The sequence below is a fragment of the Micromonospora luteifusca genome (assembly GCF_016907275.1).
In the GTDB taxonomy this organism is placed as follows: Bacteria; Actinomycetota; Actinomycetes; order Mycobacteriales; family Micromonosporaceae; genus Micromonospora; species Micromonospora luteifusca.
Map to the genome: position 1 here is coordinate 4,777,937 of NZ_JAFBBP010000001.1, position 17,573 is coordinate 4,795,509.

Annotated in this window: 17 protein-coding genes and 1 riboswitch; of the genes, 9 read left to right on the forward strand and 8 right to left on the reverse strand. The window is 72.5% G+C overall.

Annotation, left to right across the window (positions count from 1 at the left end; translation table 11 throughout):
* Positions 1 to 82: 82 nt before the first annotated feature.
* Entirely contained in the window at positions 83 to 709 is a 627-nt protein-coding gene (gene bluB / locus JOD64_RS21800; RefSeq protein WP_204943905.1) for a 5,6-dimethylbenzimidazole synthase, read from the reverse strand.
* A 30-nt stretch (positions 710 to 739) separates the two neighbouring features.
* Positions 740 to 939, reverse strand: a riboswitch (cobalamin riboswitch).
* 347 nt (positions 940 to 1,286) lie between these two features.
* Between bluB and JOD64_RS21805 the strand changes: the two genes are divergently transcribed.
* Positions 1,287 to 1,859, forward strand: coding sequence for an RNA polymerase sigma factor (locus JOD64_RS21805; RefSeq protein ID WP_204943906.1), 573 nt, complete (start codon positions 1,287 to 1,289; stop codon positions 1,857 to 1,859).
* An 18-nt stretch (positions 1,860 to 1,877) separates the two neighbouring features.
* On the forward strand, positions 1,878 to 2,843 hold the full coding sequence (locus JOD64_RS21810; RefSeq protein WP_204943907.1) for a CU044_5270 family protein: 966 nt from the start codon (positions 1,878 to 1,880) through the stop codon (positions 2,841 to 2,843).
* Positions 2,844 to 2,893: 50 nt separating this feature from the next.
* Here JOD64_RS21810 and JOD64_RS21815 read toward each other — a convergent pair whose 3' ends face one another.
* Positions 2,894 to 4,006 (reverse strand): FAD-dependent monooxygenase, encoded by a 1,113-nt coding sequence (locus tag JOD64_RS21815; RefSeq protein ID WP_307813547.1) that lies wholly within the window; start codon positions 4,004 to 4,006, stop codon positions 2,894 to 2,896.
* Positions 4,007 to 4,148: 142 nt separating this feature from the next.
* Between JOD64_RS21815 and JOD64_RS21820 the strand changes: the two genes are divergently transcribed.
* Positions 4,149 to 5,084 (forward strand): DUF2332 domain-containing protein, encoded by a 936-nt coding sequence (locus tag JOD64_RS21820; RefSeq protein ID WP_204943908.1) that lies wholly within the window; start codon positions 4,149 to 4,151, stop codon positions 5,082 to 5,084.
* 24 nt (positions 5,085 to 5,108) lie between these two features.
* Here JOD64_RS21820 and JOD64_RS21825 read toward each other — a convergent pair whose 3' ends face one another.
* The 3 genes from JOD64_RS21825 to JOD64_RS21835 form a co-directional block, all read right to left on the reverse strand.
* Entirely contained in the window at positions 5,109 to 6,050 is a 942-nt protein-coding gene (locus JOD64_RS21825) for a MerR family transcriptional regulator (RefSeq protein ID WP_204943909.1), read from the reverse strand.
* A gap of 33 nt (positions 6,051 to 6,083) precedes the next feature.
* Positions 6,084 to 6,938, reverse strand: a complete 855-nt coding sequence (locus JOD64_RS21830; protein WP_307813975.1) for an alpha/beta fold hydrolase — start codon at positions 6,936 to 6,938, stop codon at positions 6,084 to 6,086.
* A gap of 62 nt (positions 6,939 to 7,000) precedes the next feature.
* Complete coding sequence (locus tag JOD64_RS21835; protein ID WP_204943911.1) at positions 7,001 to 8,278, reverse strand: MFS transporter; 1,278 nt, start codon at positions 8,276 to 8,278, stop codon at positions 7,001 to 7,003.
* A gap of 215 nt (positions 8,279 to 8,493) precedes the next feature.
* Between JOD64_RS21835 and JOD64_RS21840 the strand changes: the two genes are divergently transcribed.
* The 3 genes from JOD64_RS21840 to JOD64_RS21850 all read left to right on the forward strand — a co-directional run bounded on the left by JOD64_RS21840 (position 8,494) and on the right by JOD64_RS21850 (position 10,432).
* Positions 8,494 to 9,483 (forward strand): asparaginase, encoded by a 990-nt coding sequence (locus tag JOD64_RS21840; protein ID WP_204943912.1) that lies wholly within the window; start codon positions 8,494 to 8,496, stop codon positions 9,481 to 9,483.
* A 34-nt stretch (positions 9,484 to 9,517) separates the two neighbouring features.
* The gene (locus tag JOD64_RS21845; RefSeq protein ID WP_204943913.1) at positions 9,518 to 9,772 is read left to right on the forward strand and encodes a DUF5522 domain-containing protein; all 255 of its coding nucleotides are present in this window, start codon (positions 9,518 to 9,520) and stop codon (positions 9,770 to 9,772) included.
* Between the two features lie 111 nt (positions 9,773 to 9,883).
* Positions 9,884 to 10,432, forward strand: a complete 549-nt coding sequence (locus JOD64_RS21850) for a hypothetical protein (RefSeq protein WP_204943914.1) — start codon at positions 9,884 to 9,886, stop codon at positions 10,430 to 10,432.
* A 43-nt stretch (positions 10,433 to 10,475) separates the two neighbouring features.
* Here JOD64_RS21850 and JOD64_RS21855 read toward each other — a convergent pair whose 3' ends face one another.
* Positions 10,476 to 11,165 carry an iron-dependent transcriptional repressor DtxR gene (locus tag JOD64_RS21855; RefSeq protein WP_204943915.1) on the reverse strand — a complete coding sequence of 230 codons (690 nt, stop codon included), beginning with the start codon at positions 11,163 to 11,165 and terminating at the stop codon, positions 10,476 to 10,478.
* Between the two features lie 100 nt (positions 11,166 to 11,265).
* On the opposite strand from JOD64_RS21855, the gene JOD64_RS21860 reads away from it, so the two are divergent.
* Genes JOD64_RS21860 through JOD64_RS21870 form a run of 3 tightly spaced genes read left to right on the forward strand, consistent with a single transcriptional unit; the run spans position 11,266 to position 15,926 of the window.
* Entirely contained in the window at positions 11,266 to 12,126 is an 861-nt protein-coding gene (locus JOD64_RS21860; RefSeq protein ID WP_204943916.1) for a sulfurtransferase, read from the forward strand.
* 48 nt (positions 12,127 to 12,174) lie between these two features.
* Complete coding sequence (locus tag JOD64_RS21865) at positions 12,175 to 13,356, forward strand: acetoin utilization protein AcuC (protein ID WP_204943917.1); 1,182 nt, start codon at positions 12,175 to 12,177, stop codon at positions 13,354 to 13,356.
* 14 nt (positions 13,357 to 13,370) lie between these two features.
* Entirely contained in the window at positions 13,371 to 15,926 is a 2,556-nt protein-coding gene (locus tag JOD64_RS21870; RefSeq protein WP_204943918.1) for a bifunctional acetate--CoA ligase family protein/GNAT family N-acetyltransferase, read from the forward strand.
* A gap of 10 nt (positions 15,927 to 15,936) precedes the next feature.
* On the opposite strand, the gene JOD64_RS21875 is transcribed toward JOD64_RS21870, so the two are convergent.
* Both JOD64_RS21875 and sigB read right to left on the reverse strand, forming a co-directional pair.
* Positions 15,937 to 16,344 carry a VOC family protein gene (locus tag JOD64_RS21875; RefSeq protein ID WP_204943919.1) on the reverse strand — a complete coding sequence of 136 codons (408 nt, stop codon included), beginning with the start codon at positions 16,342 to 16,344 and terminating at the stop codon, positions 15,937 to 15,939.
* Between the two features lie 109 nt (positions 16,345 to 16,453).
* Positions 16,454 to 17,470, reverse strand: a complete 1,017-nt coding sequence (gene sigB / locus JOD64_RS21880; protein ID WP_372434175.1) for an RNA polymerase sigma factor SigB — start codon at positions 17,468 to 17,470, stop codon at positions 16,454 to 16,456.
* Between the last annotated feature and the right edge of the window lie 103 nt (positions 17,471 to 17,573).

Genomic DNA, 17,573 nt, shown 5'->3' on the forward strand with positions numbered 1-17,573 from the left:
GTGCGGATCCGCTTGAGTCCGTTGCGGACGATCGCGAGCAGGTGGTCGACGGCGCATCGCGGCGCTGACGTGAGTGTTCAGGTCACTCGGACCAACGATCCTGGTGGGTCACCGACGACACGGGACGTCGCTGGCGCCAGCCGTGCCGCTCCAGGTCCGGCGTCTGCTCCAGATGGGTGACCGGGCCGAGGCAGAGCCACGCCACCGGGCGGACGGTGGCCGGGATGCCGAGCAGGTCGCGCAGGAACGGTTCCCGGTAGAACGAAACCCAGCCGACCCCGAGTTGCTCGGCGGTTGCGGCCAGCCACAGGTTCTGGATCGCCAGACAGACCGAGTAGAGGCCGGCGTCGGCGATCGCGTGACGACCGAGAACGGCCGGCCCACCCCGCTCCGGGTCGTACGTGACCACGACCGACAACGTCGACTCGCGTACGCCATCGATCTTTATTCGGGCGAAGCGTTCCGCCGCCGCACCGTCGAGAGTGGCCGCGAAGGCGTTCCGCTCCCGCTCCACGTGCCGGTGGAACTCCTGCCGCAGCTCGGGATCACGGACCAGGATGAAGTCCCAGGGCTGGGAGAGACCGACGCTCGGCGCGGCGTGCGCCGCCGTGAGGATCCGGTCCAACGTCTCGGCGGGGATCGGCGCCCCGGTGAATTGGCCACGCACGTCCCGGCGGCGATGGATGGTCTCGTAGAGTCCGGTGTTCAAGGCAGGCTCCCGCTACGCTCGCGCCCCTGACGGGGCCGATGACGCGAGGCCGGTCTTCGGACTCCCGGATCTACGCTGGTCACCCGCCTTCCCAGCCCTTCAGGGCCAGTGGCTGCGTCTGGTGCGCGTGGGTGGCAGCTCTCCGGTCACCGCGGCGGGCCCGTGCCGGACTCACACCGGCTTCCCGATTCTCCCCACTCACGTGGGGCACCTCGCAACGTTTGTGCCACCGCCCACCATAGCGGCCCGTCGCCGGTGCTTCGATGATGCCGCATCACCAGGGCGCTGCCCAGTTGGGCCAGCAGCGCTGCCTTCAGCGCCGGGCAGACCCGCCCCGGGGGCGTGCTGCCGTTCGTCGGTATACCTCACGGTCATTTATGACTCTGAGGTATACCGCTCTCGTCGGGATTGGTGCCGCCAATCGAGCCGCGCGGGCAGGCACTCCGTGCCGCGTCGGCGGCACGAGGGGGCAATCAGTCGGCAGGAGCGGGCGCCGGTGGTCGTGCCGGATGGTTCGGTAACACCCGCGCTCCGCCTGACGAAGAAGAGGTGTGGAGGCTACGAGAGGGGACGGCCTGTGAATGAGCCCAGCCAAGCCGATGATGACATCTCCGGCATTGGAACCGATCCGGTGGCCTTCGAGGCCTTCTACCGGCGGCACCTGGAGGCGGTGGGCCGGTTCGTGGCGCGGCGGGTCGACGACCCACATCTCGCCGCCGACCTGACCGCCGACGTGTTCCTGGCGGTGATCGAGTCGGCGGCCGGCTACCGGCCGGACCGGGGTAGTCAGGTCGGCTGGCTGTACGGGGTGGCCCGCAACGTCATCGGCGACGAGCGGCGTCGGGCGGCCCAACGGCTGCGGGTGACCGGCCGACTGGCCGGACGACGGGACCTGGGCCCCGATGACATCGCCCGCATCGAGGAGCGCATCGACGCCGAGGCGGCGGCCCGCCGCACCTGTCGCGCGCTGAGCGAGCTCCCCGAGGGCGCCCGGACGCTTGTCGAACTCGTCGCCGTGGACGGCCTCACCGTCGCGGAGGCGGCGACCGTGCTCGGGGTGTCGCCGGTCGCCGCCCGGGTCCGCCTGCATCGCGCCCGTCGCGTCGTCCGCGCCGTTCTCGCCTACCCGGCAGCCACCACCCTCGCCTGAAGAGACGGAGATGACGCCATGAACAAGACCGACCAGTCGCCGCCCGGTTTCGAGGAGCAGCTCCTCACGGATCTGACCGCCCACGTCGCCCGGCGGGCCGAGATGGCTTCGGCGGCCCGTCCGGTCAGACGCCGCACCCGGTTCCTGCATGGTTGGCGCCTCGCCGGAGCGTTCGGGCTGGCAGTCACACTGACCGCCGGTGCGCTGGTGGTCCAGACGATGGGGGTGGGCGACCACCCGCCGCCCACGGCAAGCGCGTCGGAGATCCTCCGGATGGCGGCCGACGCCGCCCGGCAGCAGCCCGAGCTCACCGCCCGACCCGACCAGTACGTCTTCACGGAAGCCCTGGCGACGATCCGGGACAGGCCGGACAGCGGCCCGTACCGGACCATTCGGAACCAGCTGTGGCAGTCGGCGGGCGGAGTCGCGTACACGCAGGGACGTTACCGACCGGAGACCGATCCGAACGGGTGGGGAGAGCTGAGGGTGCTCCGCACGGGCGATGCCGCCGATCCCGAGAAGGAGCTCGACGCGTTCCAGCCGCCCGCCTACCACGGTGACCTGCCCACCGATCCGGACGAGTTGCTTCGATACCTTCGGGAACACCCGGTCGACCTGCATCTTCCCGAAGCAGCCGACGAGGAGGCCGTCTACGGGGACGAGAGCATGGCGTACACCAGCGCGCGGTCGATGCTCGAAGGCTACGTGCCGCCCCGAGCGCTCGCGGCGCTGTTCGAACTACTCGCACGGGAGCCCGGAGCGGTCGTCATATCGGGCGACGTGGTGGACGCCGCCGGTCGGCATGGGGTGGCGATTCGGATGCCCGGCGTGATCGGAGGTAACGAGGACTTCCTCTTCGACCGGGACACCCACGTCTTCCTTGGCACCCGAGGGTCGGTGGTGCGCAACGGCAAGGAGTCCCTGCACACGGCTGTCGCGCTACTCCGCATCGCAATCGTCGACCGGCCGGGCCAGCTGCCCTGAGCGGTGGTGGGCCCGCCCCAGCCCTGACCGGTCCGGTCACGTCGGACCGGTCAGGGCTGGGCGAACAGGGGGCCGTAGTTCGAGCGGAACATCTGCTCGCCGAGGCGGCGCATCACCAGGTCGCGCAGCGCGGGCGGGAGCCCGGTGGCCTTGTCGCGGCGATGCGTCTGGCTGAGCACCCAGTCGGTACGCGGGCGTCGCCGCGCCTCGTACCCGCGCAGGGCTTCGGCGAGGGACCCGGCGGCGGCCAACGACGAAGCGAGCACGATCGCGTCCTCCAGGGCCATCGCCGCGCCCTGGGCCATGTTCGGCGAGGTGGCGTGGGCGGCGTCGCCGATCAGCAGCACCGGCCCCCGGGACCAGGAGTCGAGCACGACCTCCTGGTTGGGTCCGGCGTGCAGGGTGCTGTCGTCGTAGTCGAGGGCCTTGAGCATGGTGGCGGCCGGTTCGGTGAACGTCGTCCCCAACTCGTCACGCCAGCCCGGCCGGTCGACGGCCGGGCCGTCGTTGTAGTAGCAGTACGTCTGCTCGGCGCTGATCGGGATCGTGAGGAACTGCCTGCCCCGCCCCAACTGCACCGACCAGACAGCCTCGTCCTCGATACGGGGCGCGATCCACCGGTAGGCGTACTGGCCGAGGTCGCGGGCGGCCTGACCCTCGAAGGCGAGCCGGCGGACCGTCGAGTTCACCCCGTCCGCGCCGATCACCAGGTCGTACCGTTCGGTGCTGTCATCGTCGAACTCGACGGCGACCAGGTCGCCCTCCTCGGCGAGCGCGACCGGCTGGCGGCCCCAGCGGATCGGGGCGTCGCCGACGCCGGCGAGCAGGGCACGGTGCAGTTGCGCCCGGGGCAACGACACGCACGGCCCGACGCCCTGCCACAGTCCGACCACGTCGATGTCGAAGAGGCGGCGTCCGCGCTGGTTGGCGCTGCGCTGTCGGGTGATCTCCACGGCGACGTCGGCGACCGGCTCCCGCAGACCGAGGACGTCGAGCATGCGGGTCGCGTTTCCGGTGAGGTAGATGCCGGTGCCGGCGTCGATCGGCGCGGGCGCCCGCTCGACCACGTCGACCATCGCGCCCCAACTCCGCAGTGCGGCCACCGTCGCCAATCCCGCGACACCACCGCCAACGATCAGTACCCGGACACCCGTACCCCGCACGACACGCACCCCCACATTGCCTCTGCCGAACGGCTGAGCTGCTGCTCAACGTTCCGGCCGCCGCAGGACTCTACGAGGCGTGTGAGGCGGTGCACGCCAACGGGGGCTGAATTGCCGTGGAACGGCTGCGACCATGAGGGGCATGACGACCGCTGAGGCGTACGTTGAATTCGGCAGCCGTGAGGCGCGCGGGGTGTCGCCCACGTACGAGCGGCTGTCGCAGGTCGTCGCCCACGACGACGCCCTGCTCGCCCTGCTCGGCACGCTGCCGCCCGGCAAACGACAACCGAACCTGCTGTTCGCCGTCGTCCGCTGGCTCGGCGGTCCGGTCGACGACCCGGCCGCCTTTCACGACTACACGGTGACGCACTGGCCCGTCATTGAGGCCGAGCTGCGCACCCGAGCCACCCAGACCAACGAGAGCGGCCGCTGCGCGGTGCTGCTGCCGGTGCTCGCCGCGCTGCCCCAGCCCCTCGCCCTGCTGGAGGTCGGCGCGTCCGCCGGGCTCTGCCTCTATCCCGACCGGTACGCGTACCGCTACGGCGAGCATCAGGTCGGCTCGGGTGAGCCGGTCCTGGAGTGCGCGGCGAGCGGTTTGGTGCCGCCGTCCCGCGTACCCCAGGTGGTGTGGCGGGCCGGCCTGGACCTCAACCCGCTCGACGTGACCGACCCCGACGACGTGTCCTGGTTGGACGCCCTGATCTGGCCGGAGCACGCGCACCGGCGGGCCCGGCTGCGCGCGGCGGCGGCGGTCGCCGCTGCTGAGCCGCCGCTGCTGGTCCGCGGTGATCTCGTGGACGACCTGCCGGCGCTGGCCGCCCGTGCGCCGGCCGGTGCGACGCTGGTGGTCTTCCACACGTCCGTGCTCTACCAGGTGCCGCCGCCGCGGCGGGACGCGTTCGTCCGGCTGGTCCGTGAGCTGCCGGGGCACTGGATCGCGAACGAGGCTCCGGAGGTGCTGCGGCACGAGGGGTTGCCCGACCCGCCGAACGACGCGCTGCACAACGTCCTCGCCCTGGACGGCAGGCCGTTGGCCTGGGCCAGAGGCCACGGGCAGGCAATGACCTGGTTCGGCTGACGCTGCCAACCGAACCAGCCAGCTTCAGCGAGCCCGCGCGGGCATCCGGGCGCACAGGGCCCGGATGAACCAGTCCGCCGCCGGTGCGATCGCCTCACCGGTCGACCAGCCGTTGAGCACCGACAGCAGGTCGAGGTACCGGTCCCGGCGGGGATCGTTGGCCATGGTCAGCCGGTCGAGCAACCGCTGGCGCAGATCGGCGTCGTCGGGGTGACCGTGGAGGCGCGCGTACCGGCTGGTGACCGCCGTGACCACGGCATCGGCCTCCGGCCCGGTGGGATCGAGACCGGCCGCGAGGGCCGGGGCCACCGCGTCCCGGACCACCGCGACGGCATCCGGGCGGGGCAACCCCGGGACGTCGTGGTCGGCGGCGTGCTGTCGCGCCAACCGCCGCATGCTCGCGCGAAAGCTGCGGTCCCGGCACAGCTCGGCCAGCTCCAGCCACGCCTCGACCTGCTCGATGGCGGGATCGTCGGGCAGGTCGGGCGTCATCGAGACGATCACACCCGGGTACGTGGGCTGGTCGCCAAGGCCGGCGAAGACGGCGTCCAGAAAGTCGCCCATCAGGTGCTCGCGCTCACGCGCGGTGAGCTGGGCCAACCGGTGCAGGTCGTCCACCTCGGTCGGGCCCGCCTCGCGCCTCGCCGCGACGGTGAGCACCGCCTGGCGCAGCCGCAGCACCCGGATCTGCACCGCCAACGCCTCGGCGTGCGCGGCGGCCACCTCGTGCAGGGGCACCTCGCAATCCACCACCCGCCGAATGGTGGCCAGGTCCACGCCCAGGTCACGCAGTGTGCGAACCAGCTCCAAGCGGGCGACGGCGTCCGGGCCGTACTGCCGGTAGCCGGCCGGGCTCCGGTCGGTCGCTGGCACGATCCCGCTGTCGGCGTAGTACCGGATGGTCTTGACGCTCAGGCCGGTCCGCCGGGCCAGGTGGCCGATCGTGTAACGCGTCTCCTCGCTCATGCCCCCACCCTGCTGTCTCCCCCCGATGGAGACTCAAGTCCCGGTCGGGTCGGCGAGGAACGCCACGACCGTCGCGGTGAACGCATCGGCGTCGTCGAGCCACGGGAAGTGTCCTGCTCCCGGCTGGACGACCAGTTCGGCGTGCGGAATCAGCTCGTCGAGCTGGGCCACCAGGCCCGGCGGTGCGCCGAAGTCGACCGCACCGGCGAGCAGCAGCACAGCGCCCCGGTGTGCGGTGAGCGCGGTGCGGGTGGCCGGCGGATCGAAGGCACCCTCGTCGCCGAAGATCCGCGCCGCCTCTTCGTTGCGCTGGTCGGCCTCGGCCGCCTGGTGCGCCTGGGCCGCAGCGTTCCAGCGGCCGTAGAAGAGCGGCGCGATCGCCTCCCACGCTTCCGGGCTGACCCAGCCTTCGGCAATGGAGTCCAGGGCCGCTGCCGCCGCGGGAAACCACGGTTCGGTCGTCCGGGCCTGGGTGACCTCCTGGCGGAGGGCGGCGGTCGCCGTCAGCCCGACCGCGCGGGTGCTCGGTGTGATCAGCGCGAGCCGGCCCACCCGGTCGGAGTGTCGGGTCAGGTACTGCAGCGCCACGTTCGCGCCGGCCGAGTGCCCGAGCAGGTCCAGTCGGTCGAGGCCCAGGTGACGGCGCAGCGCCTCCACGTCGTCGACCAGGCGGTCACAGCGGTAGGTGGAGGAGTCTGCCGGGACGGCCGAGCGGCCGGTGCCCCGGTTATCGAGGATGACCAGCGTCCGGTGTGCGCCCAGACCGCCGAGGTCGCCGAGGTACGCGGAGTCGCGCATCGGGCCGCCCGGGAGGCAGACCAGCGGCTCCCCGCCTCCGATGGTCCGGTACGCGAGTGTGGTCCCGTCGAGCGCGGCAAACGTGGTGATCATCGGTCAACGGCCCGGACCGAGCAGCATGTGCACAGCGATCTTCCGCATGGTGAGGGACCCTACGACGAAACCGGCGGCGGCGTGTCCCGCATCCGGCGCAGCGGAGAGCAGACCACGAACAGGCACGCGGCCCAGGTGCCGAGCACACACACCCAGAGCGCGCCGCGCAGACCCAGCGCGGTGCCGAGCGCGCCGCCGGTGAGTGCGCCGAGCGGGATCACCCCGAAACAGATCCAGAGGAACGCGGCGTTGACCCGACCGAGGATCGCCGACGGGGTGATCCGCTGCCGGTACGACATCGCCGCCACGTTGAACAACACCGCGTTGGCCGAGAACGCGGCCAGCCCGACCCCGTAGAGCAGCACTCCCCATCCGGGCTGGGCCAACGGCATGAACAGGTAGAACGGGCCCGGGGCGGTCATCGCCACCCAGATCACCCGGGCCGAGCCGAGCCAGGCCGAGAGTCGGGCGGCCAGCGTCCCGACCACCAGCCCGCCGACGGCGCTGAGCGAGAAGACCAGCCCCACCTGCGTCGGGTTGGCGTGCAGTTCGCGGACCAGGAAGGTCACCTCGATCGAACCGGACGCCATCACCCAGAAGTTCGACCAGGTGGTGCAGGCCAGGATGCTGACCAGGAGCGGCTGCCGGCGGATGAAGGCGAGCCCGTCGGTCAGCTCCACCCGCAGCGGCACACGAGGTGTCGGCTCACGGCGTAGCGGGGCCTGCCGGATCAGGATCAGCGTCAGCGCGCTGACCAGGAAGGCGAAGCCGTTGCTCAGGAACGTGCGGGCGGCGCCGACCAGCCCGATCAACGCGCCGCTGATCGTCGGGCCGACCAGTTCGGCGGCGTCCTGGCTGATGGTGAGCTTGGCGTTGCCGTCCGCCAGCAGGTCCGCCGGCACGAGCCGGGGCAACAGGCTCTTGTACGCCACGGTGAACAGCACGGTGAGCACTCCACCGAGCCCGACGACCGCGTACAGGAAGGGCAGGGTGAGGTGGCCGACCAGGGCGGCCACCGGCAGGGACAGCATGAGCGCGGCCCGACCCAGGTCACACCCGATCATCAGCCGCCGCTGGTCGAGCCGGTCGGCGACGATGCCTGCCGGTAGCGAGAAGAGCAGGTACGGCAGCCAGGCCAGGACGGTCAACAGGGAGATTTGGAACACGCTGGCGTGCAGGGTGTCCGCGGCCAACAGCGGCACCGCCACGCCGGTGATCCGGGTGCCCAGCTCGCTGACGGTCTGACCGCCCCACAGCAGCAGGAAGTTCCGGCTGCGCCACAGCGAAGGGGTCGTCCCCGCCTCGACCGCCGGGGGTTGCTCCACCTGCTGACTCACGGTCGGTGCCTGTCTGCGCGGGTCTGCGCCGCCGGCCGGCGGCTCGCGGACTCTATCGGCGCGCGATCCCACCCGGCACGGCAATTCCGCTGGCTCCGGCTGTGGTGCCCGGCACGCACACCGGGCCGGACCATGGCACCGGCCGGCCCGGACCAGGGCATCGGTACGGTCGTCGGGCCGTCCGGCGTTCGGGCGGCGGAATGGAGGCCCGACCCGTGCCCATCGCCCTCATCACCCTCGGCGGCACGATCGCGATGGGCGGCGTCGACGCCGGCCGTCCGGGGGTTGTCACGCGGCTCACCGGCGCGGACCTCACCGCCGCCGTGCCCGGCCTCGCCGAGCTGGGCGTACCCGTCGACATCCGGGACGCCCACGCGGTGCCCAGCGCCCACCTCACCGGCCGGCAGTTGCTTGCCGTGGTCAACGAGGCGTCCCGGGCGGTGGCCGGCGGCGCGACCGGCGTGGTGGTCTCTCAGGGCACCGACACGTTGGAGGAGACGGCGTTCCTGGCCGACCTGGTGTGGCCGCACGCTGCCCCGCTGGTCTTCACCGGCGCGATGCGCAACCCCACGCTGGCCGGTGCCGACGGGCCGGCGAACCTGCTCGCGGCCCTACGGGTGGCCGCCGCGCCGGACACTCGTGACCTGGGCGTGCTGGTCGCCGTCAACGACGAGGTGCACGCCGCCCGCTGGCTGCGCAAGACGCACAGCACCAGCACCGCCACCTTCGCCTCGCCCAACGCCGGCCCGCTTGGTCAGGTGATCGAGGGGGAGGTACGGATGTTGACCCGGCCGCTGCGGCACGAGCCGCTGCCGCCGGTCGACCCGGACCGGCTCGACGCGACCCGGGTGGCCCTGTACGTGGTGACGATGGACGACGACGGGCTGCTGCTGAACGGCCTGGCCGACACCCACCAAGCGCTGGTGGTGGCCGGCTTCGGGGTGGGGCATGTGCCCTCGGCGCTGGCACCGGTGCTCGGGGATCTCGCCGAGCGGGTACCTGTCGTCCTCACCTCCCGCTCCGGGGCCGGGTCGGTGCTGCGGCACACGTACGGGGCGGTGGGCTCGGAGACCGACCTGCAACGACGGGGACTGCTCAACGGTGGGCTGCTCGACCCGTACAAGGCCCGGGTGCTGGTGCGGTTGCTGCTCGCCGGGGGCGCCGGTCGGGACGAGGTGGCCGCGGCGCTGGCCCGCCACGGTTGAGCCGCGGCGACGGGGGCTCCCTAGACTGCTGCGGGTGACCGGAGAGCGACGACCCCTGGCCGATCGGCCGCTCACCGAGCCGCACCCGTCCCGGCTGCCGCCCGAGCATCCCGACCGGGTCCGGGTCCTCGCCGCGCACGCCGCCGCCCTGGCCGCCGGGGAGGCCGGCTACCTCGACCCGACGAGCGGGCTGTTCGTGCTCAGCGCCGGTTTCCTGGCCCGGCGCGGCACGTGCTGCGGGCGCGGCTGCCGGCACTGCCCGTACGTGGATGATCCACCGTCCGGATAGGCGTCGGCGAGCCGGCGAAACGAGGACTTCCGCCCGACACCGACACCCCGTACGGTGTCCGACGGACATCTGGCGGGCGCCTTCCGCCGTCGGTCGGCGAGAGGGTGGAACGTGCGCGGGCGGATCGTGGTCGTCGGGCTGGCGGGGCTGCTGGTGAGCGGCTGCGCCGCCGAGGCCGAGCCGGTGGCGGTGCCGCCACCGGTGCCGATCGCGGTGGACGTGGCGGCGGCCTCCTCGGGTGGCGCCTGCCGGTTGCTGGACTTCACGGTGATCGAGCAGTTGGTCAAGGTGCGCTTCGACGTGGCGGCAGCCAGCGAACAGGGCGATACGCACACCTGCGTGGTCCGTGTCGGGAGCGCGGCGCTGCCGGAGCTGACACTGAGTGTGTCCGAGACCACGATCGACAAGGCCACCTTCGCCGCGGACGTGGTGCCCGACAAGGCCGCGAAGGTCACCGGGCTGGGTCAGCAGGCGTACCGGCGGACCACCGCCGCGGCGAGCGGGCACGGGCCGGTCGCCGAGGTGGGGTGGCTGGCGACCGACGGGAGGCTGGCCACGGTGAGCTGGACCGGTGCGCGTGGCAGTGAGCGCGCGGCGGCGGAGAAGTTGACCGGCGACCTGGCGGCCCTGGCCAAAAAGGTGGACACCCGGGCGCTGTGACGCCCGGGTGTCCGATTGGTCAGTTGGTGGCGCGGTCGGTTGGTCAGTTGGCGGCGACGAAGACCCGGGAGGCGACCTCGCGGGGCAGCCGCACCCGGTCACCCGACCGGTCGATCGACACCCCGTCGCGCTCCTGCGCCACGGTCACCGTGGCACCCGGGTCGACTCCGGCGGCGTGCAGTTGGCGCAGCACGTCGGCGTCCTTCTGCACGCTCTCGCAGATTCGGCGCACCACGACCGACCCGGAGAGCCCGGGGAAGGCCAGGTTGCGCTCGCCCTCAGCTGGCTCGGTGGTCTCGGCCGCCGGCGAACCGAGCTCCTGTAGGCCCGGGATCGGGTTGCCGTAGGGGGAGCGGGTCGGTCGGTTGAGCAGGTCGTAGACCCGCTTCTCCACCGCGTCGCTCATCACATGCTCCCAGCGGCAGGCCTCCTCGTGGGCCTCCTCGTAGGGCATGCCGATGACGTTGACCAGCAGCAGTTCGGCGAGGCGGTGCTTGCGCATCACCGACACGGCGCTGCCCCGGCCCTGCTCGGTGAGTGTGAGGTGCCGGTCGCCCTCGACGGTGAGCAGGCCGTCGCGCTCCATCCGGGCGACGGTCTGGCTCACGGTGGGACCGCTCTGCTGCAGCCGTTCGGCGATCCGGGCGCGCAGCGGCGGCACCCCCTCCTCTTCCAACTCAAGGATGGTGCGCAGGTACATTTCGGTCGTGTCGACCAGGTCGTGAGACTTCATAACGTCAGCGGTCCTCCGGTGCACGATGGTACCTCGGTAAACGGCCAGCGCCCGCCGCCGAACCGCGTGCCGTCACAGCGAATGGTGTTGGATGGTCGCCATGTCCGGTACCCAGGAGCCGTTGGTCGAGGTCGATCGGCTCGCCGCCGAGCTCGACCACGTCGATCCGCCCACCCTGCTCGATGTCCGCTGGCGGCTCGTCGGCCCGCCGGGTCGCGACGACTACCTCGCCGGTCACCTGCCCGGCGCGGTCTTCATCGACCTGGACACCGCGCTCTGCGGGCCACCGGGTGCAGGCGGTCGGCATCCGCTGCCCGACCCGGCCGCGCTGCAGGTCGCGCTGCGTGCTGCCGGCGTCCGCGCCGGTCATCCCGTGGTCGTGTACGACGGCGGCGACGGCCTGGCCGCCGCGCGGGCCTGGTGGACGCTGCGCTGGTCAGGGCACCGCCCGGTGCGCCTGCTGCACGGTGGCTACCCGGCCTGGGTCGCCGCCGGTCGGCCCGTCTCCACCGACGCGCCCGCCCCGACTCCCGGCGACGTCGTGGTGCGCCCCGGTGATCTCCCGGTGCTCGACGCGGGGCAGGCCGCCGAGCTGGCCGCCGCGGACGACGCCGTGCTGCTCGACGTCCGGACGGCGCCCCGCTACCGGGGTGAGGTGGAGCCGATCGACCCGGTTGCCGGTCACGTGCCGGGAGCGGCGAACCTGCCTGCCGCCGAGTACGTCGGCCCGGACGGACGTTTCCTGGCCGCCGACGCGCTGAGTGCGCGGTTCGCCGCCGCCGGGGTGACCGGTGCGCGGGCCGTCGGGGCGTACTGCGGTTCCGGGGTGACCGCCGCACAGGCGGTGCTCGCGCTGCACCTGGCCGGCCGCACGGACGCGGCTCTCTACGTTGGATCGTGGAGCAACTGGGTGGCCGACCCGGCCCGACCGGTTGCCTCCGGGCCGACATCTGACCGCTGACCAGCGCGTGCGGTGGGTCGGCGACGGTCCTCGTGCGACGATGGGCTCATGTCCGACGACACGATGGTGGTGTGGGACGAGTCGCTGCTCGCCTACGACATGGGCGACCATCCGCTCGACCCGGTCCGGGTTGAGCTGACCGTCGCGCTGGCCCGCGAGCTGGGCATCCTGGCTCGGCCCGGGGTGCGGATGGTCAAGCCGGAGCCCGCCGACGACGCCCTGCTCACCCGGGTGCACGACCCGGCCTACGTGGCCGCGGTGCGCGCCGCGCCCCGCGACCCGCTCTTCGCCGGGTACGGGCTGGGCACGTCCGACAACCCGGTCTTCGAGGGGATGCACGAGTCCAGCGCGCTGATCGCCGGTGCGACGGTGGCTGCCGCCGAGGCGGTCTGGCGCGGCGATGCCCGGCGGGCGGTGAACGTGGCCGGCGGCCTGCACCACGCGATGCCGGCCCGAGCCTCCGGCTTCTGCGTCTACAACGATCCCGCGGTGGCCATCGCCCGACTGCTCGACCTGGGCGCCGAGCGGATCGCGTACGTGGACGTCGACGTGCACCACGGCGACGGCGTGCAGCAGATCTTCTGGGACGATCCCCGGGTGCTCACGGTCAGCCTGCACGAGACCCCGCTGGCGCTCTTCCCGGGCACGGGTTTTCCGGACGAGACGGGTGGGCCGGGCGCGCAGGGCACCGCGGTCAACATGCCGCTGCCGCCGGGGGTCGACGACACCGGCTGGCAGCGTGCTTTCCACGCGATCGTGCCGTCGGTGCTGCGCGCGTTCCGGCCGCAGTTGCTGGTCAGCCAGTGCGGTGCGGACGGGCACCGACTGGACCCGCTCGCCGACCTCAACCTCACGGTGGACGGGCAGCGGGCCACCTACCTGGCGATGCGGGCGCTCGCCGACGAGTTGTGCGACGGCCGTTGGGTGGCCACCGGCGGCGGCGGGTACGCCCTGGTCGAGGTGGTGCCCCGGGCCTGGAGTCACCTGCTCGCCGTGGCCACCGGTGACCCGATCGACCCGGCCACGCTCACCCCTGCCGCCTGGCGGGATCTGGTCGCCTCCCGTCGTCTGGGCCGGGAGGTGCCGTTGCGCATGACCGACGACGCGGACCCGTCGTACGAGCCGTGGCAGCCGACGGGTGAGCCGAACGCGGTGGACCGGGCGATCGCGGCGACCCGCAAGACGGTCTTTCCGCTGCTGGGGCTCGACCCGCACGATCCGCGGGACTGAGCCGGGCCGTTTCGGTGACGAGCCTGAACCAGCCGGTGGACGTGCTGCTCAGCGACGGGAGCACCGTCCAGTTGCGACCGATCGACCCGGCCGACGCGCCGGGCATCGTGGCGATGCACAGCCGGTTCTCCGAGCGCACCCGCTACCTGCGGTACTTCTCACCGTACCCACGCATTCCGGAACGGGACCTGATCCGGTTCGTCACCGTCGACCACCACGACCGGGAGGCGTTCGTGGTGCTGGCCGCCGACCAGATCGTCGCGGTCGGCCGTTACGAGCGGCTCGGCCCGCAGGCCCCGGAGGCCGAGGTGGCCTTCGTGGTGGAGGACGCCTATCAGGGTCGGGGCATCGGGTCGGTGCTGATGGAGCACCTGGCCGACACCGCCCGCCGCAACGACATCATGAGCTTCGTCGCCGAGGTGTTGCCGGCCAACGGGACGATGCTGCGGGTCTTCGCCGACTTCGGCTACCAGGTCCAGCGCGAGTACGCCGACGGCGTGGTGCACCTGAGCTTCCCGATCGCGCCCACCGAGGCCACGCTGGAGGTGCAGCGTGGCCGGGAGCACCGCACCGAGGCCCGCTCGATCGCTCGGCTGCTCGCCCCTCGTGGCATCGTCGTCTACGGGGCCAGCGCCACCGGTCAGGGCGTCGGCGCGGCGGTGCTCGGGCATCTGCGCGACGGCGGTTTCACCGGCGCGGTGGTGCCGGTGCATCCGAGCGCGTCGACGGTGGCGGGCCTGCCCGCGTACCCGTCGGCGGTTGACGCCGGGACGCCGCTGGACCTGGCGGTGGTGGCGGTCCCGCCGGAGGCGGCGACCGCGGTGGTCGCCGACGCCGCCGCCGCGGGCGTGCACGGTCTGGTGGTCATCTCGGCCGGCTTCGCCGAGGCCGGCGCCGAGGGCGCGGCCGTCCAGCGGTCGCTGGTCCGCGCGGCGCACGCCGCGGGGATGCGGGTGATCGGCCCGAACTGTCTCGGCGTGGCCAACACCGACCCGACGGTACGCCTCAACGCGACCCTCGCCCCGGCTCTGCCGCCGGCCGGCCGGGTCGGCATCTTCAGCCAGTCCGGCGCCTTCGGGGTGGCGCTGCTCGCCGAGGCGGACCGGCGTGGCCTCGGCCTGTCCAGCTTCGTCTCGGCCGGCAACCGGGCCGACGTCTCCGGCAACGACCTTCTGCAGTACTGGCAGGCCGACCCCGGCACCGACGTGATCATGTTGTACCTGGAGACCTTCGGCAACCCCCGCAAGTTCGCTCGGCTGGCCCGGCGGATCGGCCGCGCGAAACCGGTCGTCGCGCTCGCCTCGTCGGCCCGGCCGGTCGGCCTGGGTGACACCGCTGGGCCCGACGAGGTGGCGGTGGCCGCGCTCTTCGCCCAGTCCGGGGTGATCCGGGTGGACACCGTGTCGGAGCTGCTCGACGCGGGCGTGCTGCTGGCCAACCAGCCGTTGCCGGTCGGCGGTCGGGTCGGTGTGGTCGGCAACTCCTCGGCCCTGACCGGCCTGGCCGCCACCGCCTGCGTCGGGCAGGGCCTCACCGTGGCCGACGGCTATCCCCGCGACGTCGCGCCGAGCGCCGGTGCCGCCGAGTTCGCCGCCGCACTCGCGGAGACAGCCGACGACGAGCGGGTGGACGCCCTGGTGGTGGTGTTCGCCCCGCCGCTGCCCGGCCAACTGACGGAGGTGGACGCCGACGTGACGGCTGCGCTACCGGCCGCTCTCGCGCTGGGCAAGCCGACCGTGGCGACGTTCCTGGTCGGGCGGCTGCCGCCGGGGGTGCCGGCGTACAGCGGGGTGGAGGAGGCGGTCCGGGCTCTCGCCCGGGTGCACCGGTACGCCGAGTGGCTGCGCCGCCCGTCCGGGGTGGCGCCCGAGTTACCCGGTATCGATCGGGTCGCCGCGCAAACCGCGTTCCGCACCGACGCGACCGACCACGGTGCGCTGCTGGCCGCGTACGGGATCGACGTGGTGGCCTCGGTGCCCGTCGATTCGGTCGGCGCGGCGGTCGACGCGGCGGTGCGGCTGGGCTTTCCGGTGGCGCTCAAGGCGGCCGCCCCCGGGCTCCGGCACCGGCTCGATCTCGGTGCCGTCCGGCTCGACCTGCCCGACGAGCCGGCCCTCCGCCGGGCGTACGCCGAGCTGGCGGCGACCTTCGGCCCGGACGCGCTGGTCCAGCCGATGGTCCCGCCCGGGGTGGCCTGCGTGGTCGAGTTGGTGGAAGATCCGGCGTTCGGGCCGGTGGTCGGGTTCGGTCTCGGCGGGGTCGCCACCGAGTTGCTGGGCGACCGGGCCTGGCGGGCGGTGCCGCTGACCGACCGGGACGCCACCGAGTTGGTCGACGAGCCCCGGGCGGCACCGCTGCTGCGCGGGCACCGGGGCGCCGCACCGGTCGACCGGGCGGCCCTGGCCGACCTGCTGCTGCGGGTGGGTCAACTCGCCGATGAACAGCCCCGGGTACGGTCGCTGACCCTCAACCCGGTGCTCGCCCGCCCGGACGGCATCTCGGTCCTGCACGCCCAGGTGCGAGTCGGTGGCGTGGTCGCCCGCCCGGACACCGGCCCCCGCCGCCTGTGAGGCTGCCCGGTCAGGGGCGACTGGAGATCTGCTGGACGCCCCAGGAGTTGCCGTCCGGGTCGGTGAAGAAGACGAAGCCGACGTTGTCCAGCGGATCCGGCACCGCCCGGGGGTTCTGACCCACCACCTGGATTTCGCTGACCTCCACACCCCGAGCGACCAACTCCTCGTGGGCCCGCTTCAGGTTGGGCACCACGAGTTGCAGGCCCTTGAGCGAACCCGGCGGCATGTCCGGGACGACACCCTTGCCGATCACGATCGAGCAGCCCGAGCCGGGCGGGGTCAACTGGATGATCCGGGCGTCGTCGCTGATCACTGTGTCGTGGTCCACGGTGAAGCCGAGCTGGTCGGCGTAGAACTTCTTCGCCCGGTCCAGGTCGGAGACCGGCACGATCACCACTTCCAACGTCCAGTTCATGGTCGCTCTCCTCGCGTCGACGGTTCGGCGGATCGATGTCCCAGTCAACACCTCGACAGCACGGAAGGCCCCGGCGAACCGCCAGGGCCTTCCGTGGGAACCGGGTGCGTCAGCAGGCGTACGCCTCCAGGCGCTGCGCCCGCTCCGGGGCGCGCAGCTTCAACAGAGTCACCTTCTCGATCTGCCGGATCCGCTCCCGGGACAGGCCGAACTCCCTACCGACCTCGTCCAGAGTGCGCTGCCGGCCGTCGTCCAGGCCGAACCGCAGCCGGATGACCGCCTGCTCCCGCTGCGACAGGGTGGCCAGCACGACGCTTACCTCATTGCGCAGCTCGCCCTGGGCGGCAGCGTCACCCGGCTCGGTGCGCGGGTCCACCGCGGCCACGAAGTCGCCGAGCGCGCTCTCGCCGTCGTCGCCGACGGCCTGGTCCAAACTGACCGGCTCCCGGTCGTAGGAGATCAGCTCGATGACCTGGATCTCGGGGATCTCCAGTGCCCGGGCGACCTCGGCGACCGTCGGTTCGCGGCCCAGCGTCACCGCCAACTCGCGGCGGGCCCGGACCATCCGGTTGACCTGCTCGACCATGTGCACCGGGATGCGGATCGTCCTGGCCTGGTCGGCCATCGCGCGAGTGATCGCCTGCCGGATCCACCAGGTGGCGTACGTGGAGAACTTGTACCCCTTGGCGTAGTCGAACTTCTCCACCGCCCGGATCAGACCGAGGTTGCCCTCCTGGATCAGGTCGAGAAACGCCATGCCACGGCCGGTGTAGCGCTTGGCGATGCTGACGACCAGCCGCAGGTTCGCCTCCAGCAGGTGGTCCTTGGCCGCCCGGCCCTCCACGACGATCAGCTCCAGGTCGGCCCGCAGCTCTGCGGAGACCGGAGTGCAGGTGGCCAGCTTCTCGTCGGCGAACAGTCCCGCCTCGATCCGCCGGGCCAGATCGACCTCCTGGGCCGCGGTCAGCAGCTTGGTCCGGCCGATCCCATTCAGGTACGCGCGGACCAGGTCGGTGGAGATGCCACGCTCGTCGGTGGCGTCCAGGTCGGCGAGGACCTCGGTGGCCCCGTCGGTGTCGGTCGTGGTGACCGGGCGCACCCGGTGTTCCGTCATCTGCAGGACCATCTCTGTCTCTCCCCGTTTCCACGTCTGTGCCGTGTCTCCGGCCCAGCGGTGTCGCTGTGAGACACAGCTTGGCGGGCGGGGCGTAAAACGGGAGTGAGGCGAT